This window comes from Syntrophotalea sp. (assembly GCF_050253115.1).
GTDB lineage: Bacteria > Desulfobacterota > Desulfuromonadia > Desulfuromonadales > Syntrophotaleaceae > Syntrophotalea > Syntrophotalea acetylenica.
The window spans coordinates 1-22,723 of sequence record NZ_JBFWJQ010000008.1; the positions used below are offsets into that span (position 1 = coordinate 1).

Here is a 22,723-nt window from a genome sequence, read left to right on the forward strand (position 1 = left end):
TTGTGGGAAAATTGCGCCGGACCTTGCCTGCCACTGTCCCGGGTGGCAGCATGCAACCTGTCGAGTTTACATCCAACTTTACCCGCAAGCAATTCGTCCAGGCTGTGGAACGATGCAAAGAGTATGTCCGGGCCGGCGATATCATTCAGGTGGTCCTGTCCCAGCGGTTTTCCGGAAAAATAGGTGACTGCGAGCCTTTGGATATATACAGGGCCTTGCGCACGCTGAATCCCTCTCCCTACATGTTTTTTCTGCGCTTTGGGGAAACCCTGGTGATTGGTGCCTCTCCCGAAGTGCTTGTCCGCAAGGAAGGCGACATGGCCGAAGTTCGGCCCATTGCCGGGACCCGCCCGCGCGGGCGCACCCCGGCAGAAGATCTGTCGCTGGAACAGGAACTGCTCGAGGATCCGAAAGAACTGGCCGAACATATTATGCTGGTTGATCTGGGTCGTAATGATCTCGGTCGTGTCTGTTGCCCCGGGTCGGTGGAGGTCAGCGAATTGAAAGTCATTGAGCGCTACTCCCATGTCATGCATATTGTATCCAATGTCCGTGGCAGGCTTGCCCAGGGTCTGAACGCCTTTGATGTGTTGTCGGCGACTTTTCCCGCTGGAACTTTGAGTGGCGCGCCCAAAATTCGTGCCATGGAGATCATTGAGGAACTCGAGCCTTGCCGTCGCGAGATATACGGTGGTGCGGTAGGGTATTTTTCCTTTTCCGGCAATATGGACATGGCCATCGCCATCCGTACGCTGGTGGTTCATGATGGAAAAATTCATCTGCAGGCCGGCGCCGGTATTGTAGCCGATTCCGATCCCGAGTCCGAATATCTGGAAACGCTGAACAAGGCACGAGGTGCCATGAAGGCTGTTGAAATGGCTTGCAGGGGGCTCGATTGACATGTTGTTGATGATCGATAACTACGATTCCTTCACCTACAATCTCGTGCAGTACTTCGCTGAACTTGGCGAGGAGGTTGAGGTGTACCGCAACGATCAGATTGATATTGCAGGGATTATTCGGCGGCGGCCCGACCGGTTGGTGGTTTCTCCGGGGCCATGTTCTCCCAGGGAAGCCGGCATTTCGGTTGAAGTTATCCAGCAACTTGCCGGCAAACTACCGATTCTGGGAGTTTGTCTCGGTCACCAGTCCATCGGCTATGCCTTCGGTGGAAACATCATTCGGGCCGGATGCCTCATGCACGGCAAGACCAGCCCCATCCATCACGATGGTCGGGAACTGTTTGCCGGTTTGCCTAATCCGTTTGACGCGACCCGCTACCATTCCCTGGTCATCGAGCGTGCCACCTTCCCCGATTGTCTTGAGATCACGGCATGGACCGAGGACGGAGAAATCATGGGGTTGCGCCATCGCCAGTTGCCCCTGTGGGGCGTTCAGTTCCACCCCGAGTCCATCCTTACCGTGGCGGGAAAGGATCTGCTGCAAAACTTTCTGCATCTTGGATGATGCTGTATTCCGAGGCTCGCTGCTATGATCAAACAGGCTATCGCCCGTGTCGTTGAAGGGGAGAATCTCAGCGAAGCGGACATGATTGAAGTCATGAACCTGATCATGGGAGGGGAGGCCACCTCCGCCCAAATCGGGGCTTTTATCGTGGCACTGCGCATGAAGGGGGAGACGGTCGATGAGATTACCGGTGCGGCCCGGGTCATGCGTGACCATGCGACGCCGGTAAGGGTCGGCAAGGTACTGGACATCGACCGCGAAGAGATCAATCTTGATCAGGAGACCATGTCAGCTGTTCTCGATACCTGCGGTACCGGCGGCAGTGGTACGAAATCCTTCAATATTTCAACGACGGTTGCGTTTGTCGTGGCCGCCTGCGGCGTGAAAGTCGCCAAACATGGCAACCGCAGCGTTTCTTCGCTGTGTGGCAGCGCCGATGTGCTGGAGGCCCTTGGCGTCAGCCTGGATGTCAGTGCGCAAACGGTGGAACATTGTATCGCCGAGACCGGCATCGGTTTTCTATTCGCGCCGGCTTTGCACGGGGCCATGCGTTACGCCATAGGCCCGCGGCGGGAAATCGGCATCCGTACGATTTTCAATATTCTCGGCCCTCTGACCAATCCGGCTGGTGCCGACCGCCAGGTGCTTGGAGTTTACAAGGACGACCTGGTGCCCACGCTTGCGGAGGTGTTGTGTCGGCTGGGCTGCCGACGGGGATTTGTCGTCCACGGGCTGGATGGCATGGATGAGGTGACCCTCACCGCTGGGACGCGTGTTGCCGATATTGACGATGGCGTTTTTCAGCTGAAAACGATCACCCCTGAAGACTTTGGCCTGAAGCGCTGCCGCCTTGAAGATCTGACCGGAGGCGATGCCCGGTGCAACGCCGAGCTCGTGCGTGCGATACTGCGTGGCGACAAAGGTCCCCGGCGCGACATTGTCCTGTTGAACGGTGCTTTCGCGCTGGTTGCCGCCGGCATGGCCGATTCCATCGGGAAAGGCCTGTGTATGGCCGCCGCCGCCATCGACGAGGGCCGGGCAATGGAAAAACTCAACGCATTGATCAGGATGACGCAGACGTGATACTCGACAAGATACTGACGCATAAGGCCGGGGAGGTTCAGGCGGCCCGGCAGGTGCTGCCGCTGGCGGATTTGCAGGCCCGGCTGCAGGAATGCGACGCGATTCGACCTTTTTCAGAAGCTTTGCGAAGGCGGGCTCAGAATGGCACGGCGGTAATTGCCGAGGTTAAAAAAGGGTCACCTTCCAAGGGCGTGATCCGCGCTGATTTCGACCCCGTGGATATCGCATGCCGTTATCAGCGCGCGGGGGCTGCCTGCCTGTCCGTGCTCACCGATGCGAGGTTTTTTTTCGGGAGGATCGATTATCTGGCCGCTATCCGGCATGCGGTCCGACTGCCCTTGCTGCGCAAGGACTTTATCATCGATCCTTACCAGGTTTATGAGGCTCGGATATGTGGTGCCGATGCCATTTTGCTGATCGCCGCCGCGCTGGACGATGGGGCCCTGGCCGATCTGGCCGGTCTGGCCGCGGAGCTGAAAATGGACGTGCTGCTGGAGGTGCATGACCAGGCGGAGCTGGAGCGTGCGTTGCGGGTGCCGACGCCGATGCTCGGCATCAACAACCGGAATCTGAAAACCTTTCATACCGACCTGGCGGTGACGGAGCGACTTTTGCCGAGCGTCCCGGCCGACCGGCTGGTGGTCTCCGAGAGCGGTATACATTGTCGTGAAGACATCTGTCGTTTGCAACGTGCTGGTGCCGATGCATTTTTGATCGGCGAAAGTCTGGTGCGCGAACAGGATATTGAAGGCAAGCTGGCTATGTTGCTGGGCGATTCTCTTGCTTGAGAACTGCCCGGCACAGATTTGTAAGGGAGGCCGGTTCGGGCGTCGCGATCGACACCGCCTGTCGCTTCGGGCCTCTGAAGGTGAAAAAACGTGAATCCGACCAGGATTAAAATATGCGGCATAACCCGCATCGATGACGCAATACATGCCGCGCGTTGTGGTGCCGATGCGCTCGGATTCGTGTTTTATGAACGCAGCCCACGCCATGTTGAACCGGCGCGGGTGCGGGAAATTGTCGAAGCACTGCCGCCTTTCGTGACAACTGTCGGGCTTTTCGTGAATCGGGAGGTCGGGCAGGTGCGGCAAATTGCCGATTTCTGCGGGCTGGATGTCATTCAGTTGCACGGTGACGAGTCCCCTGCCATCTGTCGTCAGCTGGCTCCCTATCGGGTAATCAAGGCGTTGCGCTTGCGCGATGAAAAAATCCTGGACCGGCTGGACAGCTATCCCGCGAGGGCGATTCTTCTCGATGCATACGTTCCGGACCAGTTCGGCGGTACCGGGCATCGCTGCGATTGGCAGCTTGCGGCACGGGTCGCTCGGGAGTATCCCGTTATCCTGGCTGGTGGCCTCGATTCAGATTGCGTGGCCGAAGCGGTAGCCAGGGTACGGCCGTATGGCGTTGATGTCTCCAGCGGGGTGGAGCAGGCACCCGGCATCAAGGATCCGCACAAAGTGGCGGCCTTCATTCATAAAGTTAAAAGCGTTCGCAATTGCGGCGCATCAGCATAGGGTGAACGCCCGGTCTGTACCCACCGGAAATCGGGCTGCGATCACTTCCCGCCGAATAATTTTTCCACCCGGGGCGATGATCGGCTGTCCAATGGGTTCTCTTTTCTAATCCTTCATATCTCAAACACAGGAAGCTTTTCCGTCCATTTCGGGCGGAGGCCAGCCATAGGAAAATTTTATGCAGTTTACCGAACTCGATCTTCCCCAGCAGGTGCAACAGGGCATCGATGCCATGGGTTTTACCGTCCTGACTCCAGTGCAGGAACAATCCATCCCTCTGGCGCTCGATGGCAAGGATGTGGCCGCGCAGGCGCAGACCGGCACCGGCAAAACCGCCGCATTTCTGATTTCCCTGTTTGCCCGGTTGATTGCCGAGCCCTGTCCGAAACCAACGGCGCCGCGAGCGCTGATTCTTGCTCCTACCCGGGAATTGGTTGTGCAGATTGCCGAAGATGCCACCGGACTTGGGCGCTTCAGTAATTTTACCATTCAACCGATTTTCGGCGGTGTCGATTATGAAAAGCAGCGACAGGCCCTGCACGGCGGCGTGGATATCATCATCGCAACGCCTGGCCGTCTTATCGATTATGCCAAGCAAGGCGCCGTTTCTCTGGGCAGTATTCAGACTCTCGTCATAGACGAAGCGGATCGCATGTTCGATATGGGATTTATTCGGGATCTAAGGTATATTTTGCGTAAATTGCCGCCCTTCGAACGTCGACAGACCATGCTTTTTTCAGCCACTTTGTCCCAGCGGGTGATGGAACTTGCCTATGAGTTCATGAACCTTGCCGAAAAAGTCAAAGTGGCGCCGGAAATGGTTACGGCCGAACAGATTGAAGAGGTGCTCTACCATGTTGCGCGCCGTGAAAAGTTTGCCCTGTTGATGGGGCTGCTGAAAAAGGAACCGGCAACCTGCGTGATGCTGTTTGTCAATACAAAACGGGAAGCCGAACGTCTGTCCGGTCGTTTGCGGGCCAACGGCTTCAAGGCTGCCCTCATCTCCGGTGACATCCCCCAGAAAAAGCGGATGCGCATCCTGGACGATTTCAAGGAAGGCCGCATTCATTTCCTCGTCGGCACCGATGTGGCGTCCCGGGGGATCCATGTCGACGGCGTTACCCATGTCATCAATTACGATCTGCCCCAGGACCGTGAAGACTACGTGCATCGCGTCGGGCGCACGGCGCGCGCGGGTGCTGCCGGCAAGGCCATCAGTTTTGCCGATGAGGATACCGTTTTTTACCTGGCCGACATCGAAGACTATATTGGCCATCGGGTTCCCTCCGTGTTCCCCGAAGACAGCGATTTCTGCCATGATTTCAAATCCTACACACCTGCGGCCAAAAAGCCCGTCCGGCCCCGCGGAGGGGCCCCTGCCACAGGCGCCGGCAAGGACAGGCCACGGCGGCGGCGCCCGTCAGGGCGAACCAGGAAGACCTCATCGCAGGCTTCGGAAAAAGACAAGCCGTGAGCGGTTACGATCTGGAAAAACTTTCGGATTGTAACCGTTGTCCCAGGCTGGCTGGTTATATGAGCGAACTTGAGCCGGCGAAGGGGCGGCAGCGCGTGGAATACTGGAATCGGCCGGTGCCCGGGTTCGGTGATCCCGCCGCGCGGGTTTTTCTGCTGGGCCTGGCGCCGGGTGCGCATGGCGCCAACCGTACCGGCCGGCCGTTTACCGGGGATGGCGCGGGAGATTTCATGTATCCGTTGTTGCATGCCGCAGGTTTTGCCAGCCAGCCGCAAGCCGAACACTCTGGAGACGGACTGACGCTGCAGGATCTTTATATCAGCAATGCGGTTAAATGTGTGCCGCCACAAAACAAACCGCAGCATATCGAATTCAGACAATGCCGGCCCTTTCTGGCCGCGGAACAGAAGCGCCTGAAGAATCTGAAGGTGGTAATGGCTCTGGGCCGTGGGGCTTTTGACAGTTACCTGCGTCTGTGCCAGGAGTCCGGAATTGTTGAGCGAGCTGCCGATTATCCCTTTGCGCATGCAGCATGCTACCAGTTGCCGACCGGGCTTTGGGTCGTCGCCTGCTACCATACCAGCCGCTACAATGTGAATACGGGGCGGATCAATGCAAAGATGTTTATGGATTTGCTTCGGCAGGTACGTATTCTGGCAGAAAACGGTTGAAATCGCTTTGAGTCTTTCATAAAGTTACGTTTTTTGACTGATCAGTGCGGGAGTTGCCATTCGACCGGAGGGCTCCCTCGGTGGCCCGATGCGGGATCCGGGGCGCTGTCTGCCGATTCCGAAACTCATCGTTTCGCATCCGGACACCTGGATGGAGACGACAACGAGGTGAGAGATGGCCTGGTTTAAAAAATCAAAGGCGCCAATTGTGCCTGTCGAAAGCAAAAAGGTAAAAATGCCTGAGGGGGTCTGGCGAAAATGTCCCCATTGCAATGAAATTATTTATGCCAAGGAGATCGAACGCAATCAGAACGTCTGTCCCAAATGCGATTACCATTTTCGGATTTCGGCGCGTGAGCGTATTGCCCTGGTATTGGACGATGGTTCCTTTGCCGAACGCGATGCCGCCATGCGTTCCGTCGATTTTCTCGACTTTAAGGATGGCAAGCGTTATCGGGATCGCATCGGTTCGGCCATCAACAACAGCGGCCTGAATGACGCCGTGATCTGGGGCGAGGGAACGATCGACTCCCTGCCGGTGGTGGTCGCCGTATTCGACTTTTCCTTCATGGGTGGCAGCATGGGATCCGTGGTCGGTGAAAAAGTCACACGGGCGGCGGAGAAAGCCCTTGAAAACCGTTGTCCCTGCCTGGTTTTTTCATCTTCCGGTGGCGCGCGCATGCAGGAAAGCATCATGTCGCTTATGCAGATGGCCAAGACCAGTGCGGCTCTGGCCCGGCTCAAGGAAGCCGGCCTGCCTTTCGTTTCGGTTTTGACCGACCCGACCACCGGCGGCGTCACGGCGAGTTTCGCCATGCTCGGCGATATCAACATGGCCGAACCCCGCGCCCTGATCGGGTTTGCCGGCCCGCGTGTTATCGAGCAGACCATTCGGCAGAAACTGCCCGAAGGTTTTCAGCGATCCGAATACCTGCTGGAGCACGGCATGGTGGATATGATCGTGCGCCGTCCCGAAATGAAGGCGCGCCTGTCGCAGATACTGCATATTTTCATGAAGCAATAACCTATGGATTATCAACAGAGTCTGGATTACCTGTATGGTCTGCAACGCTTCGGCATCAAGCTGGGACTGAGCAATATCCAGACCCTGCTGACCCGCCTGGGGCACCCGGAGCGGACGATGCGCATCGTCCATGTGGCCGGCACCAATGGCAAGGGTTCCGTATCGGTGGCCACGGCCTTGATGCTGCAGTCGGCCGGGTTGCGCACCGGATTGTATACCTCCCCCCATCTGCATTCCTTTACTGAACGCATACGGATCGACGGTCGGGCGATCCCCGAACCCGATATGGTGGCGCTTGTCGATCTGGTGCGCGCCGTGGTTGGTACCCTGCCGGTTACCTTTTTTGAATTTACAACTGCCATGGCGCTGCTGCATTTTCACCGTGAAAGGGTCGACTTTGCGGTGCTGGAAGTCGGCATGGGGGGACGCCTCGACGCCACCAATGCTGTAATGCCCGAAGTCAGCGTCATAACTCCCGTGTGTATGGATCACGCTGAACATCTTGGCCCGGACCTGGCCGCTGTCGCCGGGGAGAAAGCCGGCATCATCAAGCCGCAGGTGCCGGTGGTCATAGGCCCTCAGCAACCTGAAGCCAAACGTGTCCTGTTGGCACGGGCCGAGCAAAGCAATGCTCCGGTCTGTCTTTGGAATCGTGATTATCGGATTGTCGAGCATCCGCCGTGCTTCGATTTTCATCATGCCGACCTGTTTGTCGAGAATCTGCGTCCCGGTCTTGAAGGGGGCCATCAGCGCCAGAATCTTGCGGTCGCGCTGGCTGTCGCCACAGTGTTGCGCGATCACGGCCTGCCCTTGCCGGTAAAGGCTTTGCGCGACGGGGTGGAAAACGTGCGTTGGCCGGGCCGGCTCGAATGGTGGCGTGGAGATACGGATGTGTTGCTCGACGGTGCGCACAACCAGGGCGGGGCCCTGGCGCTGGCGCGTTATCTTGAGGATCTGGGCCTTGGCAAAGTGCGTTGGGTGGCGGGGATCAAAGCGCCGAGAAACCCCGATGAGCTTCTTGCCCCGTTGCTTCCCCATACGCTTCGCTTGTATGCGACCGTGCCGCCGGTTGCCCCCTCGGTCGAACCCGATAAACTGGTTCAAATAGCGCGTCGCGCAGGGGTTCCTGCCGCTGTCCATGAATCTTCTGCCGAGGCTGTGGCAGCGGCTCTGGCCGATTGTGAAAAGGGGGAAGTTGTGCTGGTGGCGGGCTCCCTGTTTCTGGTTGGCGAAGTGCGGGATTTTTTGATGAATATGGAGAGGACCCGGTGAAAGACTTTTTCCCTGTTATGAAAGTGGCGGTGCTGCTACTGGCAAGTATCCTGTGCGGCAGTGGCCCTGCCTGTGCCGTCGAGGAAAAACAAGCTCCCCTGCCTATTGCGCTTGAAGCCGATGAACTGGTTTTCGATCAGAAGGAAGGGGTTTATCAGGCCCAGGGAGATGTTCATCTGCGCCGGGGGGAAGCAACCCTTGCCGCGGACCGCATGCAATTCAATGAAGAAACCGGCGATGCCCAGGCCTTTGGCAATGTGCGGTTGCTGGATCCGGAAGCCGTGGTTAGCGGCGAGGCTCTGACCCTCAATATTGACAGCGATGTCGGTTCGGTTCGCAATGGGCGTATTTTCCTGCCGAAACCGAATTTTCACGTGGCGGGCAGCGAGATCGAAAAGCTCGGAAAATATCAGTACCGCATCGCCGATGGCACTTTTACCACCTGCGATGGCGAACGTCCTTCCTGGAAATTCAGTGCCCGGCAGCTGGATGTGACTGTCGGTGGTTATGCCTGGGCCAGGCACGTATTTTTCCATATTTACGATGTGCCCGTATTATATCTTCCGGTCATGGGCTACCCGGTCAAGGTCGAGCGGGAATCCGGCTTTCTGACTCCGCGCTTCGGCCTGTCGGACAAACGTGGCACGGAGCTTTCCCTGGTCTATTATCAGGTCCTCGACCGCCACATGGATGCGACCTTTTTTCTCGATTATTATTCGCGGCTCGGTGTGGGTAAAGGGGTAGAGTACCGATATTTCCTGGGACACGACAACGATGGCCAGGCCAAGTTGTACCATGTGTCCGGTCTGGACGGGAACAGCGATCAGGTTGCTCTTGCCTGGCAGCATATGGGGACCTTGCCGGGGCAGATATGGCTGACCGCGGATGCCCAGTATGTCAGCAGCCGCCGCTATTTTTCCGATTTCGGTGAGGTGGCCGGTGAATATAATCGCGCTCGTGCCGAATCGGTGATCGCCGCCAGCCGGCATTGGGGCAATGCCAATCTTGCCGGCCAGTTCCGCTATCTGCGTCAGTTGAATGAGGACGACGAGGAACTGCCGGTTGATGACGATCTGACTTTACAGCGCCTGCCAGAGGTGCGCTTCGATATCTTGCGCCGCCGGTTTGGCTACACACCGTTTTATTTTCGACTCGATTCTTCAGCTGCGTATCTTTGGAAAAAACAGGGAGAGAAGGTCGGTCGCATCGGCTTGCGCCCGGAAATATCCGCGCAATTCAATCCGGGCGGCTGGCTGGAAATCGGGGCCTCCATGGGCTATCTCGAGAGAGTTTATGCCTGGGATGGCGAGCAGGAACACAAAGGTGTGCCGGATGCGAGCCTGCGCCTCGGAACCCGCCTGAGCCGGGTTTATGCTGTCGATGGTGAAGTCGTCCGTAAGCTTCAGCACGTGCTGCAACCCGAAATTATCTACGAATATGTGCCCGGCGTCGATCAGGAGGATCTGCCTCGACTTGAGTTTGAGGATTTCATCGGCCGGCGCAATACTGTCAGTTACGGCCTGGTTAACCGCCTTATCGCACGACAGGAATCGGAACAGGGCCAGGTTGACTATCATGAATACCTCTATCTGCGCCTGGCCCAGGAGTACGATATTTCCCGATCCGATCACAGCGATCTGCTGGCGCCGCAGCGGGATGAAGCCGAGCGCTGGAGTGCTCTGCGTACCGAACTTGTCGTCCGCCCGACGCGGCACAGTTACCTGGATATCGATTCGCGTCTTGCCACCAGCGGCGGCGGTCTGGCAACCTTTCATGCCGAGGGTGGACTGGAGGACGGCCGGGGCAATGGCCTGGCGCTGCGGTATCGATACTGGCGTGACGAGCAGGAGTATCTGAGCGCCAACCTGGATTTGGCCTGGCTTAAACCTGTTTATATCAACTACGAACAACGTTATTCGCTCGACTCGAGCGTAACCCTGGAAAATGTTCTCAATCTGGAATACCGTGCCCAATGCTGGAGTCTGTTTCTATCCTGGCGGGACCGCCGCGATGAGCAGGAAATATCATTCAGCTTTGCTCTGACCGGCATCGGCAAGACTTCGCATCCAGGCAGCCGGCTGGATGAAACCTTGTAATCGGTGCCTGTAGCGTGCCTTCTCCTTGCAGAAGATGTGTAAAATTTCATTGACGGATAATATGAAAAGATGTTAACAACAATGTGCCCGTTTATATTTCTGACGGGCATGCGGGCTGTCGGCATCTATCAACCGTAAGGAGGCACGATGAAAGTACTGGTAAACTGGCTGTTGGTGGTGGTATGTTTTCTCATTGTTGCACCCGGGGCCGCTTTTTCAGCTCCGGCCGCATCCGAGAAAGCGCCGTCGGCGGCTGTATCCATGGTCGCCGTCAACAATGCCGGCGTTAAGCAACTGCGGGCCCTGCCCGGTATTGGCGCGGTGACGGCTCAGCGTATTGTGGATTACCGTCAGGCGCACGGCCCTTTCACCAGGGTGGAAGATCTGCTTAAAGTCAAAGGCGTCGGAAAACAGACCCTTGAAAAGATTCGCGGGCGGATTTCCCTGAACTGATTGTTTTCCAAATGCCGGCATCCATGGATGCCGATCCGGCTTTTATCTGGTAAACTCTGGTGCGAGCCTTGGCAGGAGCACGCGCATGGCAGCCACTAAAAATACATCCAGCGAAAGTGGTTCGGGCCGTCGGATCCCATGGCTGCCTGTGTCCATCATTCTCTTTATTCTGGCGGCTGCGCTGTTTGGCGAAAAGGGTGTTCTGCGCATGTTGCAGTCGCGTCGACAGAAAGTCGACCTGGAGCAGCAGGTTGCCGAAAAACAGAAGACAATCAGCGACCTGAAGACCGAAATCAGCAAACTCAAGACAGACCGCATATATATTGAAACTCTGGCCCGCAAGGAGTTGGGCATGGTCGGTGACGGGGAGATCGTTTACCAGTTTCCCGGTGAGGCCCCCCCGTCTTCCGGTACGGCAGGCAACTCTGGAACTTTACCCTGAGATGGGCTTGCTGCGAAAAGGAAAAAGCTTCACCCGGCCTCGGCCGGGTTTTTTTATGGGCATAGCACCGGCTTGACAGGAGCGTAGCCGCAAGGCTAACATACGACGTTTGAAAATGCGGCCCGGCGGGCGCCGCAAGGACTTTTCCCGCGGGTTTCTACCCATGCCGGAGAGGACAATGGGGCAGCATCTCCGCGGCCTGTAAATATTCCCATACAGAAAGTAGCTTTCATGAAAGAACGGTTGCGTCAGTACATTGGTCAGGCCTTGCAAACCTGCTTCGATCAGCAACAGCTGCATTCCGGGCAGATCCCCGAGATCGGATTGGAAGTGCCGGCCCATGCCGAGCACGGCGACTTTTCCACCAACGTTGCCATGATCCTTGCAAAAGCGGAAAAAAAAGCTCCGCGCAAAGTCGCCGAGGCCATCGTGGCGGCACTCGGAGAAGGTGCTGGAATGTGGAACAGGGTCGACATCGCTGGCCCGGGATTCATCAACTTTTATCTCTCGCCACGATGCTGGTTCGGGGTCCTCGACGAAGTGGTGCGCCAGGGTGAGCAGTACGGCCGAACTCATTCCGGCGCCGGGCGCAAGGTCCAGGTGGAATTTGTCAGTGCCAATCCAACCGGGCCTCTGCATATCGGACACGGGCGGGGTGCGGCTACTGGCGATGCGGTGGCCGCAGTGCTCTCCGCCGCCGGTTATGAGGTGCAGCGCGAATACTATATCAACGATGCCGGTAATCAGATGCTGACGTTGGGGCGATCCCTCATGTTGCGATATCTGGAGTTGCTCGGTGAGACGGTCGATTTTCCGACGGATTGTTACCAGGGTGTTTATGTTATCGATCTTGCACGGGAAATTCTGGAGCGTGAAGGGGATCGTCTACAGCATTTGCCCGAGGAAGAAGCCCTGCGTTTTTTCGCGGAACAGGGCGGCGGAAAGATTCGTGAAGGCATTGAGGAAGACCTGGCGGCCTTCGGAGTGCGCTTTGACAACTGGTACAGTGAACAGAGCCTCTACGATCGGCAGTCAGTGGATCGAGGCATCGCCCTTCTCAGGGAGCGTGGCCTGACCTACGAAAAGGAAGGGGCAATCTGGTTTCGCACCACGGATTTCGGAGATGACAAGGACCGCGTGCTGGTGCGTTCCAATGGTGTCATGACCTACTTCGCCTCGGATGTGGCTTATCATAAGGAAAAATTCGAGCGCGGCTTTGATATGGTTATCGACGTCTGGGGGGCTGACCACCACGGTTATGTTCCCCGCATGAAGGCTGTGCTTGCCGGCCTCGGACGCAATCCGGAGGATCTGCAGATTATTCTGGTACAATTGGTCAATCTGTTGCGGGATGGCCAGCAGGTCGCGATGAGTACCCGCTCCGGTGAATTTGTAACGCTGCGCGAGGTTATCGACGAGGTTGGCCGAGATGCCTGCCGGTTCTTTTTCCTGATGCGCCGTTCCGATAGTCAGCTCGATTTCGATCTTGAACTGGCAAAAAAACAGAGCAACGAAAATCCGGTATTTTATGTTCAGTACGCCCATGCCAGGGTCTGCAGCATCAACCGCAATGCCGTGGAGCAGGGTCTGGCTGTTCCGGAGATGGGCAAGGTTGATTTCGAGGTTCTTGCTCTCGAGGATGAGCTGGCGCTGGCCAGGCTTCTGTCTCGCTACCCCGAAGTCGTCGATGGGGCCGCTGCACAATTCGAACCCCACAGGGTGGTTTTCTATCTCCAGGAACTGGCTGCGCGCTTTCACAGTTATTACAATAAGGGCCGGGTGCTGGTCGAGGATCCCGAAGTTAGCCGTGCCCGGCTCTATCTGGTCAATTGTGTGCGGATTGTTCTGCGTAACGCGTTGCTCTTGCTCGGAGTTTCCGCTCCCGAGCGGATGTAGACAGGAGGAAAAGTCATGAATCGTCAGGTCGTATCCCGCTCACAGAGGCGCCTTGAAAAAAAACAGACGATGGTCCTGATCGTTCTGGGACTGATCATCTCCCTGGTCAGCTACGGGCTGGGCGTGATGGTTGGTCGCAGCGGAGAGGATAATGTCATCGTGAAGGAGGATCTGACGACTTCCGGGCGTATCGCCATAGCCGTGCCGGAGGCCGGAACCGAAACCGGGGCGGCCACAGCCCCTGCCGAAGAACCAGCGGCGAATCCGGCGTTGACCTTCTACGAAACACTTCCCGAAGGAACGCAGCCTCCCATGGGCAGTGGCATCAACCTTCCGCCCCAGCCTGCCGAGGTGACTCCTGCTCGCGTAGATAAGTCGCGAGATTCCGCGCTCCAGCCGCCGTCCGCAGTGGCTAAGCCGGTCGTAGCGGAAGCCCGACCCAAGGTTTCCGCACCCAAGGTAGAGCCGGTTACGGCTCCGTCACCCAGGCCCGTCACGGCCAGCGCTCCGGTGACATCATCCGGTGGTGGGTTCATCATTCAGGTCGCTTCGGTACAGAAGCAGGCCAGTGCCCAGGATCTCAGTTCTCGTTTAGCGAAAAGCGGTTACGCCGCCTACGTGGAAAAAACCGATCTTGGAGCCAAGGGGATCTGGTATCGTGTGTATGTTGGACCATTTGCCTCTCGGTCAGCTGCCGACGGAGCTGCTTCCACTTTGAAAGCGGCGCGTCTGGCAAATGCCCCCCTGGTGAAAAAACGCTAGATGCAAAGTAGTATCCTCAAGGGGTTGACATGTGCCAGCTAAAAGCGTATAGTTCATCTTCTTGACGCGGGGTGGAGCAGTTCGGTAGCTCGTCGGGCTCATAACCCGAAGGTCGCAGGTTCAAATCCTGCCCCCGCTACCAAAACATTCAAAGGACCTGCCAACCGGCAGGTCCTTTTTTTAGGACTCATCGTACCTTTTGCCGGCGGCGTATATGGAAGAAAGAGTAGGGTGCCCGTGCAGAAGCCTCCAAAATAAGGAGCGAATGGGCAGGTCGGGCGAGCCCGCCCCGGGCTGGCTCGCCCGGGGCGGGGCCTGCTGCGGCCGAATGGTGCCATCCGCAAACTCCGGAATGACACCGCACGGCGGAAAAGAGCCGTTTCTGGCTGAAGACTAATTGGCGGGACTTTGCATAAGGGAGGCGGCAATCTGGCGATAGGTTTTGCTGGTTTCCGTTTCCCCTCGCAGGGCAAGATAGGGTTTGCCATTGTCGCCGGCCTGTACCATGGCCGGGTCCATGGGAATCTTGCCCAAAAACGGAGCCTTCATGCTCTCCGCAACCTGGAGGCCACCGCCCGATTTGAAAATATCAATGACTTCGCCGCATTTGGGGCAAACAAAACCGCTCATGTTTTCGATGACGCCGAGGACCGGCATCTCCAGACGTCGGCAGAAGGTGATTGATTTTCTCACGTCAAGCAGGGCGACTTCCTGGGGCGTGGTGACGATAACCGCGCCGCTGTTCTGATCATTTCCCAGCAGCGTCTGGACGGCGGTCAAGGGTTCGTCGCCGGTGCCGGGCGGACAGTCCACAATTAGAAAATCCAGGTCACCCCACTGCACGTCACGCAGAAACTGCTGGATGAGCCCTGTTTTTGCCGGGCCTCTCCAAACCAGGGCTTCATCGTCGCTGCTGAGCAGAAATCCTACCGAAATAACTTTCAGGTTTTGCAGATATTCGATGGGCAGAAGTCCGTCGGGTCCGTTTCTCAGCTGCTTCCCCTCCAAACCGAGCATTTTTGGAACACTGGGGCCGTGCAGGTCGATATCAAGCAGTCCCACCGCATAACCCTCCTGGGCCAGCGCCAGAGCGAGGTTCACGGCCGTGGAACTTTTGCCGACGCCACCTTTGCCTGACATGACAAGAATCTTGCGGTTAATGCGTCCAAGGCGTTGCTTCATTTTGGCTTGCAGTTCGCATGCGGATGGTTGCCCGGAGGCGCATTGGTCGGATGAGGTGCATGAATCCATAATCCTTTTCTCCTTCTTCTCAGAACCGCCATTGGGAAATAAGTTGCATTTTCGTGGCGGCGACAACAATGTTCCGCCCATCTGGCGGCCGGTTTCTGTCAGTGATCGCAGCAGTTTTCTCCGACTTCCAGAGTGTTCTGCAGATAGGCGTTAACAAGCTTTTCAGGGGCGTCCGCTGCTGCGCCAACGACCACCTTGATGCCGTTTTCCGTGAAAAGTTCCTGGGCGCGCCGGCCCATGCCACCAGCAATGATTACCTCGGCGCCGAGTTGATTGAGCCAGCGGGGCAGCATGCCCGGTTCATGGGGTGGCGGTTGGTGCAGGCTTTTTCCGGTAATCGTTTTGGCATCGGCGCAGATTTCGAGCAGGACGAATTCCTCACAGTGACCGAAATGTTGACTGAGTTTTCCTCCGACCAGGGGGATGGCGATTTTCATAATAGGTTCTCCTTTGTTGTTGCGGAACATGGTGTTCGCAGTACGGGATTTTTACGTTCCAGGGTGCAAAACTTTTTGTACCGAGTGCCACAGATTTTCGAGGTCGGCTGCGGCTGGTGCTTCGGCCAGCTCGACCACGGCCCGGCCCCGGATTTGTGCTTCAGTGACGCATCGGTCATATCGAATCCTTCCACCCACCATGAGATGGCGGTGGGCAGCGGTTGCCTCGATGCGCGAGGTCAGTTCCGGATTAATGTCCCATTTGTTGATGGCAATCATCGTCGGAATCCGAAAGTGCTCGGTCAGATCGGCGACACGTTCCATGTCATGCAGACCACTCAGGGTCGGTTCCGTTACCAGCAAGGCGAGATCCGTGCCGGTGATGGAGGCGATAACCGGACACCCGGTGCCCGGCGAGCCATCGATAATAATGGTATTGCGTTGTTGCCGGTTGGCAATTTTGCGGGCTTCGTCTCTTACCAGCGAAACCAGTTTTCCGGAATTTTCCTCGGCAATTCCCAGCCGTGCATGAACCATGGGACCGACCCGCGTTTCCGAAAGGTACCACTCACCGTTTTGGGCATCCTCGAAACGGATTGCTCCGGTTGGACAGAATCGGGCACAAACGCCACAGCCCTCGCAGGCTGTGCCGTCGATGCTGCAGGTCTCCCCTGAACAATGCACGGCTTCGAATCGGCAGAGTTCCACGCAGTGCCGGCACATTGCGCAGATGGATGCGTCAATCCAGGCCTGTTTGCCGCCGCTGAAGGGCTGCCGGGACAAAATCCGCGGAGCCAGGACCAGGTGCAGGTCGGCAGCGTCCACATCACAATCGGCCATTACCACCTTCTCCGTCAGCACCGCCAGGGAGGCTGTCACCGATGTTTTGCCAGTACCGCCTTTGCCGCTGATAACCGTCAGCTGTTTCATGGTCGCTCTCCGCTTACGGTGTGGCAGGCAACCTGCGGTAATGACAGCAGGGTATCCAGCAGTTCGGCAAACGGTTGTGCAAAGCCGGACACGGCATCGGCGATAAGTTTGCCGCGCGAGTAGGCCTCGGCCGCTTTGCGGTCGTCGGGCAGGCTGGCCAGTATCGGCAACTGCCGCGTTTCACACCAGGCCAGGGTTTCCCGGTCGTTGTCGGAGGCACGGTTGATCACCACCCCGCAGGGGATATCCAGTAGTCGTACCATGTCGAACGCCAGGCCGAGGTCGTGCAGGCCGAAGGGCGTCGGTTCGGTCACCAGAACCACGAAATTGCAGTCGCGAAGGCTCTCTACCACCGGACAGGATGTGCCGGGAGGCGAGTCGATGAAGGCCATGCCCGTGGTCGGCATCCGGCTTTTGACGGCGCGAATCAACGGTGGGCTTTTTGCCTCTCCAATGTTCAGACACCCGGATATAAAATCAGCCTGATCCGCACGGCCTGACTGGCAATAGCCGATGTCCCTGGTTGTCTCCTGGATAGCGTCTTTCGGACAGAGCAGCCGGCAGCCCCCGCAACCGTGGCAGAGTTCAGGAAACAGCAGGGTCTGCTCGGGCAGGCACAGGAGCGCGTGGTACTGGCAGAAGCGCGCGCATTCGCCGCAGTGGTCGCAACGTTTCTCATCCACGGCCGGAACCGGCACACGCACTACTTCCCGCTGGGTTATTTCAGGACGCAAAAACAGGTGGCCGTTGGGAGCTTCGACGTCGCAGTCAATATAGGCTGCCTGGTAGCCCCTTTGGGCCGCCATCCGCACCAGGTTGGTGGCGACAGTGGTTTTGCCGGTACCGCCCTTGCCGCTGGCGATCGCGATTTTTATTGGCATGGCGAATCCATGGTTCGAGGGGCGCGGGCGACTGTCCGCAGGTCGCGGCAAGTGAGCTTGCAGTGCCCGGGCGCTCTGCTTGATGGGGGTGCGCTCAAACCCCGCCCGTTGCATCCTGTTCAGAGGCCTCTTTGAGTTTGCCGGCCTTGAAGGCGGCAAGGGCCTCTTGCGCGGTGCCGGTCGCACCATGATAGATACGTATGCGGCCGGCCGTCAGGGAGGTAAAGGCCTTGGGTCCGATGGCTCCTGTAATCAGCGCTTCCACGCCATGGTCCGCAACCTTTTGCGCGGCTTGAATGCCGGCTCCATGGGCGGTGTCACGCCCGGCGATATTGTCGATGCTTTCCCAGCTGTTGTCGCAATCATCGTGGATCAACAACCAGGCGGCGCGACCGAAGCGCGGATCCACGGTGCTTTGGGGAGTTTGGCCTTGGGCGGTGATGGCAATCTTCATGGTTTTTTTCTCCTTGGGCAGGGGGTGTTTGATATTTTGTTTGATGCCGCTGCATGCTGTATCCGGCAACAACTCACGAAACCAAAGCCATCGGCCAGACTGTCAGGGTGCTTTTCGGCATCGAGCCACTGGTTCAGGACCGCTTCTATTTCTCCGCGGAATCCCCACGCCACCCACATGCCTTTGGCTTCGAGAGCGATTTGATAACGGGGGTGAATGCCGCCGCACAATACCCCTTCGACGCGCTGCTGTTGCAGCCATGCCGGCAGGTCCATCGGTTGGCTTGACTCCCAGTTCTTCTCGGTAATGGCCGTGATCTGTTTTTTGCTGCGATTGATATCCGCAAAGATGAAGGTTCGAGCCATGCCGAAACGGGGCATGACCCTGTTTTCATAACAGGGCAAGGCGATGCGGCACGTTAATGTTTGTGGGGAGTGCGGGTCCATGACCTGCTTTTATAACAATGATCATGCCAAGTTTTATCAAAGCGGAAGATTTTAAAATACGAGTAAAAACGGCATGTTGGGATGGTTGGTAGGGATTCTTTCGGAATTATGCATGGGTGCTGTTCGTTGCAATGCTGCAGCATTTAGAACTTTGTTGTTTAAAAACAATAGGTTTTAGCGTTGCATTGGGTGTTGCACTTGTTGCGTATATTTGCAACGGTCAATCGCCTGTTTCCAGTCGTTTGAGCCAGCGCCATAGCGTGGTGCGGTTAACTCCAAGTTTTTGAGCGGCGGCGGCGCGATTGCCGTTGCATTGCGCCAGCAATGCGTGCAGTTGGGAGCGGGAGGGGGTTGCGGGTGATCTGTTCTCGTCGTTTTTGCGGGTCAAAGGCGGGGTGCGCAGCCCTGTGGGCAGGTGCTCAGGCTCGATCCATTCTCCACGGCACAGTATGGCTGCACGTTCGACGATGTTGAGAAGTTCCCTTATGTTGCCGGGGTAGTCGTGGTCCATCAGCACAGACAGGGCTTCCGGGCTAAATCCGCGCAGTTTTTTGTCGTAAAGGGCATTGAACCGGTCCAGGGCCATGTCGAGGAGCAGCGGGATGTCCTCGCTGCGCTCCCGCAGGGCAGGGATGCGTAGCGGGACCACATTGAGGCGGAAGTATAGATCCTGCCGGAAAAGTTTCTGCCTCACCATGGATTCCAGGTCCTGGTGCGTGGCGGCCAGAAACCGCACATTGGCTTTGCGCGGGCGCCGTGCGCCCAGTGGCTGATACTCCCGATTTTCAAGAACGCGTAACAATTTTACCTGCAGGGGCAGGGGCAGGTCGCCGATCTCATCAAGAAACAGGGTGCCCCCTTCGGCTTGCTGCAGACGCCCGGGCCTGTCTTCGGTGGCGCCGGTGTAGGCTCCCTTGCGGACTCCGAAGATTTCAGCCTCGAGCAATTGCTCCGGCAGGGCGCCACAGTTGAGAATCACCAAGGGGTGGTGACGGCGGGGACTGAGGTTGTGGAGAGCCCGGGCAAACAGTTCCTTGCCGGTGCCGCTGTCTCCCTGAAGCAAAACAGTGGCCTGGCTGGCCGCAATGTCGGGCAGAACATCGAACAGCTTGCGCATGACGGGGTTGCGGCTGACCATGTCCTGGAAACGATGCTTTTCCGAAACCTCTTTCTGCAGAGCATGGATGCGGCTCAGGTCGCGAAAGGTTTCAACGCCGCCAACCGGCTCTCCCCGGGTATTGCGCAGCACCGAGGCCGACACGGAGATGGGGATTTCACGATTGTGTCGATCGAGGATGTCGATTTCCCGGTTTTCCACGTTGGAGCCCGTGGCCATGGCCTTGCGCACAGGACATTCGGAAAAACAGATGGAGCTGCGGAAAATTTCACAGCAGCGCTGCCCCAGGGCTTCTTCGCGGCTGAATCCGGTAATGCGTTCCGCAGCGTGGTTGAACCAGGTTATGCGCATTTCGCTATCGACGGTAAAAACGCCGTCGGCAACGCTGTCAAGAATTGTGGACAGGTGCTCTTGTAAATCGCAGGTATGTTCACTCATACGCCCAGCATAGCCAATTTTTCGGTGAAGATCCAGTGTGGGGCATCCCGGATAGCAAAAAGCCCGTACCTTTACGGTACGGGCTTCGATACGGGTTGTTGGGGTGGCATCAATTCTGTTGTTTCAGATACTCGTCGATGGCCTGGGCTGCCATTTTGCCGTCGCCCATGGCCAGAATGACGGTGGCGCCGCCTCGCACGATGTCGCCGCCGGCAAACACGCCGGGCAGGCTGGTGGCGCCCCGCTCGTCGGTTTCGATATTGCCCCACTTGTTCAGTTTGAGATCGGGTGCCGTCGCTGTCAGCAGCGGGTTGGCACGGGTGCCGACGGCGTTGACCACCACGTCGACATCCAGAACGAAGGTGTCGCCTTCAATGGGCACCGGGCGGCGCCGGCCGGAAGCGTCGGGTTCGCCCAGCTGCATGCGCTGGCAAAGCAGTCCCTTGACCCAGCCTTTTTCATCGCCGAGAATTTCAAGCGGTGCCGCCAGCAGAAGGAATTCGATGCCTTCTTCCTTGGCATGGTGGATTTCCTCGACGCGGGCCGGCATTTCGACCTCGGTGCGCCGGTAGACGATGATCGAGCGCTCCGCGCCGAGGCGCCGGGATGTGCGCACCGCATCCATGGCGGTATTGCCTCCGCCGATGACCGCCACCCGCTTGCCACGAATGATCGGGGTGGGGACGTCGTCGCGCCAGGCCGCCATCAGGTTTACCCGAGTCAGGTATTCGTTGGCGGAGTAGACCCCTTTGAGGTTTTCGCCGTCAATGTTGAGCATTACCGGCAGGCCGGCGCCGTTGCCGATGAACACGGCATCGAATTCCTGACGCAGTTCATCGAGGGTGACGGTTTTACCGACCACCACATTGCACTCGATCTGCACACCAATGTCTTGAAGGCGTTTCACCTCGATATCGACGATGCGCTTGGGCAGGCGGAACTCGGGAATGCCGTAACGCAGCACTCCGCCGGTATCGTGCAGCGCCTCGAACAAGGTCACGGCGTGCCCTTTGCGCGCCAGTTCGCCGGCCATGGTGAGCCCGGCCGGTCCAGAACCGACGATGGCGACTTTTTTGCCCGTGGGTGCCGGCAGGATTTCCTTGTGCAGCTTGTCAGGATGGGCAAGCGCCCAATCGGCAACAAACCTTTCCAGGTAGCCGATGGCCACCGGCGCCCCCTTGGCTCCGCGTACGCAGACCTGTTCGCACTGGGTTTCCTGTGGACAGACCCGTCCGCAGACGGCCGGCAGGGTGTTGTCCGCCAACAGGATGCGCGCCGCTTCGGGCAGGTCGCCCTCGGCCAGGGCGGCAATGAAATCAGGGATGCGCACGCGCACCGGGCAGCCGGCCACACAAGGGCGGGACTTACACAGCAGGCAGCGTTTCGCTTCCTGAATGGCCTGCTCTTCGGTGAGACCCTGGTTGACTTCCTCAAAATTACCGATGCGGCGCCGGGGGGATTGTTCGGGCATTTTTACCCGATCAATGGCCATGCGTTCTTTGGGTTTCAACTCATTTGTCATGATGGATTATCGTTTCACCTTGATGATTTTTTCACGCAGTTCCTCGGGCAGTTCCGCCAGAATCTTGGCTTCGGTGTCCCGATACATGGACAGTCGGTCCATCAGCAGTCCGAAGTCGACCAGATGGCCGTCGAATTCCGGGCCGTCGACGCAGGCGAATTTGGTTTCGTCACCGACCTTTACCCGGCATCCGCCGCACATGCCGGTGCCATCGATCATGATGGGGTTGAGGCTGACGATGGTTTTGATGCCATACGGGCGGGTGAGTTCGGCGACGGCGCGCATCATCGGCACCGGGCCGATGGCGAACACCGCGGCCGGACGCCTGTCCGGGGCATCGATCAGTTCCTGCAGGACGTGAGTGACAAAGCCCTGCCGGCCGAGACTGCCGTCTTCGGTAGCGACGAGCACTTCATTGGAAAACGCACCGAGTTCATCGGCCAGAATGATGAATGGCTTGGAGCGCCCCCCGATAATGGTGGTAACTTCGTTGCCGGCTTCCGCAAGGGCTTTGGCCAGAGGATACAGAACCGCGGTGCCAAGGCCACCGCCGACACAGACAACCCGTCCCCATTGTTCTATTTCGGTCGCTTTGCCCAAGGGGCCCGCGATGTCGCGCAGGGAGCTCCCAACGGGGGTGTTGACGATCTTCAGGGTCGAAGCTCCGACCGCCTGAATAAACAGGGTGATGGTGCCAGCCTGCGGATCGGCATCGCCAATGGTCAGGGGGATGCGCTCACCACCCGCTTCAGGGTGGACAATGACAAACTGGCCCGGTTGCCGGGCTTTGGCGATGCGCGGGGCGCGAATGACCATGCGGTGCACGTTGGGCGCCAATATGTCGTTTTGCAGAACTTCGAACATGTTCTCTCCAGCAGGTTGAGAAGGGTCGGCTAAAACTTCCGCACTCAAGTTTAAAAAATAATCAAAATTTGCCGGATTTGCGGGTTTTAGCCCAAAAAACAGGCAGTCAAGCGGAAAAGTAAACGTGCGGATCATAGCAGTTTGGCAGGGGCAATTCAACCAATACGTTGCGTTGCGGACAATTTATTGTATACGGTGTGCGCCCTGAAATAGGAAAGGTTCT

At 57.6% G+C, this 22,723-nt stretch carries 23 protein-coding genes and 1 tRNA gene; 15 read left to right on the forward strand and 9 right to left on the reverse strand.

Annotation, left to right across the window (positions count from 1 at the left end):
• The 15 genes from AB7E65_RS01710 to AB7E65_RS01780 all read left to right on the forward strand — a co-directional run.
• Positions 1-899: anthranilate synthase component I family protein (locus AB7E65_RS01710; RefSeq protein WP_428745158.1), on the forward strand; the 899-nt coding region annotated here is incomplete at its 5' end.
• Position 900: 1 nt separating this feature from the next.
• On the forward strand, positions 901-1,467 hold the full coding sequence (locus AB7E65_RS01715; protein ID WP_072285984.1) for an anthranilate synthase component II: 567 nt from the start codon (positions 901-903) through the stop codon (positions 1,465-1,467).
• Positions 1,468-1,491: 24 nt separating this feature from the next.
• On the forward strand, positions 1,492-2,550 hold the full coding sequence (gene trpD / locus AB7E65_RS01720; protein WP_428745159.1) for an anthranilate phosphoribosyltransferase: 1,059 nt from the start codon (positions 1,492-1,494) through the stop codon (positions 2,548-2,550).
• A complete protein-coding gene (gene trpC, locus AB7E65_RS01725; protein WP_072285982.1) occupies positions 2,547-3,338 on the forward strand; it encodes an indole-3-glycerol phosphate synthase TrpC in 792 nt (263 codons plus the stop codon). Before trpD ends, trpC begins: the two co-directional genes overlap by 4 nt.
• A 90-nt stretch (positions 3,339-3,428) precedes the next feature.
• Positions 3,429-4,070 (forward strand): phosphoribosylanthranilate isomerase, encoded by a 642-nt coding sequence (locus AB7E65_RS01730; protein ID WP_072285981.1) that lies wholly within the window; start codon positions 3,429-3,431, stop codon positions 4,068-4,070.
• A 178-nt stretch (positions 4,071-4,248) separates the two neighbouring features.
• The gene (locus AB7E65_RS01735; protein ID WP_320360834.1) at positions 4,249-5,544 is read left to right on the forward strand and encodes a DEAD/DEAH box helicase; all 1,296 of its coding nucleotides are present in this window, start codon (positions 4,249-4,251) and stop codon (positions 5,542-5,544) included.
• Positions 5,541-6,215, forward strand: a complete 675-nt coding sequence (locus AB7E65_RS01740) for a uracil-DNA glycosylase (RefSeq protein WP_320360835.1) — start codon at positions 5,541-5,543, stop codon at positions 6,213-6,215. Before AB7E65_RS01735 ends, AB7E65_RS01740 begins: the two co-directional genes overlap by 4 nt.
• Positions 6,216-6,390: 175 nt before the next feature.
• A complete protein-coding gene (accD, locus tag AB7E65_RS01745; RefSeq protein ID WP_320360836.1) occupies positions 6,391-7,239 on the forward strand; it encodes an acetyl-CoA carboxylase, carboxyltransferase subunit beta in 849 nt (282 codons plus the stop codon).
• A 3-nt stretch (positions 7,240-7,242) separates the two neighbouring features.
• The gene (locus AB7E65_RS01750) at positions 7,243-8,511 is read left to right on the forward strand and encodes a bifunctional folylpolyglutamate synthase/dihydrofolate synthase (RefSeq protein WP_428745160.1); all 1,269 of its coding nucleotides are present in this window, start codon (positions 7,243-7,245) and stop codon (positions 8,509-8,511) included.
• Positions 8,508-10,607: an LPS-assembly protein LptD gene (locus AB7E65_RS01755; RefSeq protein ID WP_072285976.1), complete on the forward strand. Its 2,100-nt coding sequence runs from the start codon at positions 8,508-8,510 to the stop codon at positions 10,605-10,607. Before AB7E65_RS01750 ends, AB7E65_RS01755 begins: the two co-directional genes overlap by 4 nt.
• 147 nt (positions 10,608-10,754) lie before the next feature.
• Positions 10,755-11,060, forward strand: a complete 306-nt coding sequence (locus AB7E65_RS01760; RefSeq protein WP_072285975.1) for a ComEA family DNA-binding protein — start codon at positions 10,755-10,757, stop codon at positions 11,058-11,060.
• An 85-nt stretch (positions 11,061-11,145) separates the two neighbouring features.
• Complete coding sequence (locus AB7E65_RS01765) at positions 11,146-11,502, forward strand: FtsB family cell division protein (RefSeq protein WP_072285974.1); 357 nt, start codon at positions 11,146-11,148, stop codon at positions 11,500-11,502.
• 231 nt (positions 11,503-11,733) lie between these two features.
• Positions 11,734-13,398 carry an arginine--tRNA ligase gene (gene argS, locus AB7E65_RS01770; RefSeq protein WP_072285973.1) on the forward strand — a complete coding sequence of 555 codons (1,665 nt, stop codon included), beginning with the start codon at positions 11,734-11,736 and terminating at the stop codon, positions 13,396-13,398.
• Between the two features lie 15 nt (positions 13,399-13,413).
• Positions 13,414-14,160 (forward strand): SPOR domain-containing protein, encoded by a 747-nt coding sequence (locus AB7E65_RS01775; RefSeq protein ID WP_320360840.1) that lies wholly within the window; start codon positions 13,414-13,416, stop codon positions 14,158-14,160.
• Between the two features lie 65 nt (positions 14,161-14,225).
• Positions 14,226-14,302: transfer RNA gene (locus AB7E65_RS01780), tRNA-Met, on the forward strand.
• A 251-nt stretch (positions 14,303-14,553) separates the two neighbouring features.
• Here the strand turns inward: AB7E65_RS01780 and AB7E65_RS01785 are convergent.
• The 9 genes from AB7E65_RS01785 to AB7E65_RS01825 form a co-directional block, all read right to left on the reverse strand.
• Complete coding sequence (locus AB7E65_RS01785; protein ID WP_083558464.1) at positions 14,554-15,411, reverse strand: Mrp/NBP35 family ATP-binding protein; 858 nt, start codon at positions 15,409-15,411, stop codon at positions 14,554-14,556.
• 98 nt (positions 15,412-15,509) lie between these two features.
• Positions 15,510-15,848: a NifB/NifX family molybdenum-iron cluster-binding protein gene (locus AB7E65_RS01790; protein WP_072285971.1), complete on the reverse strand. Its 339-nt coding sequence runs from the start codon at positions 15,846-15,848 to the stop codon at positions 15,510-15,512.
• Between the two features lie 51 nt (positions 15,849-15,899).
• The gene (locus AB7E65_RS01795; protein ID WP_428745161.1) at positions 15,900-16,778 is read right to left on the reverse strand and encodes an ATP-binding protein; all 879 of its coding nucleotides are present in this window, start codon (positions 16,776-16,778) and stop codon (positions 15,900-15,902) included.
• Complete coding sequence (locus tag AB7E65_RS01800) at positions 16,775-17,659, reverse strand: P-loop NTPase (RefSeq protein WP_235605458.1); 885 nt, start codon at positions 17,657-17,659, stop codon at positions 16,775-16,777. Before AB7E65_RS01800 ends, AB7E65_RS01795 begins: the two co-directional genes overlap by 4 nt.
• Before the next feature lie 94 nt (positions 17,660-17,753).
• Positions 17,754-18,113: a NifB/NifX family molybdenum-iron cluster-binding protein gene (locus AB7E65_RS01805; protein ID WP_072285969.1), complete on the reverse strand. Its 360-nt coding sequence runs from the start codon at positions 18,111-18,113 to the stop codon at positions 17,754-17,756.
• Positions 18,110-18,559, reverse strand: a complete 450-nt coding sequence (locus tag AB7E65_RS01810; protein WP_428745162.1) for a NifB/NifX family molybdenum-iron cluster-binding protein — start codon at positions 18,557-18,559, stop codon at positions 18,110-18,112. Before AB7E65_RS01810 ends, AB7E65_RS01805 begins: the two co-directional genes overlap by 4 nt.
• A 220-nt stretch (positions 18,560-18,779) precedes the next feature.
• Positions 18,780-20,114: a sigma-54 interaction domain-containing protein gene (locus AB7E65_RS01815; protein ID WP_072285967.1), complete on the reverse strand. Its 1,335-nt coding sequence runs from the start codon at positions 20,112-20,114 to the stop codon at positions 18,780-18,782.
• Positions 20,115-20,223: 109 nt separating this feature from the next.
• Complete coding sequence (gene gltA / locus AB7E65_RS01820) at positions 20,224-21,636, reverse strand: NADPH-dependent glutamate synthase (protein ID WP_072285966.1); 1,413 nt, start codon at positions 21,634-21,636, stop codon at positions 20,224-20,226.
• Positions 21,637-21,642: 6 nt separating this feature from the next.
• Complete coding sequence (locus tag AB7E65_RS01825) at positions 21,643-22,500, reverse strand: sulfide/dihydroorotate dehydrogenase-like FAD/NAD-binding protein (RefSeq protein ID WP_072285965.1); 858 nt, start codon at positions 22,498-22,500, stop codon at positions 21,643-21,645.
• Between the last annotated feature and the right edge of the window lie 223 nt (positions 22,501-22,723).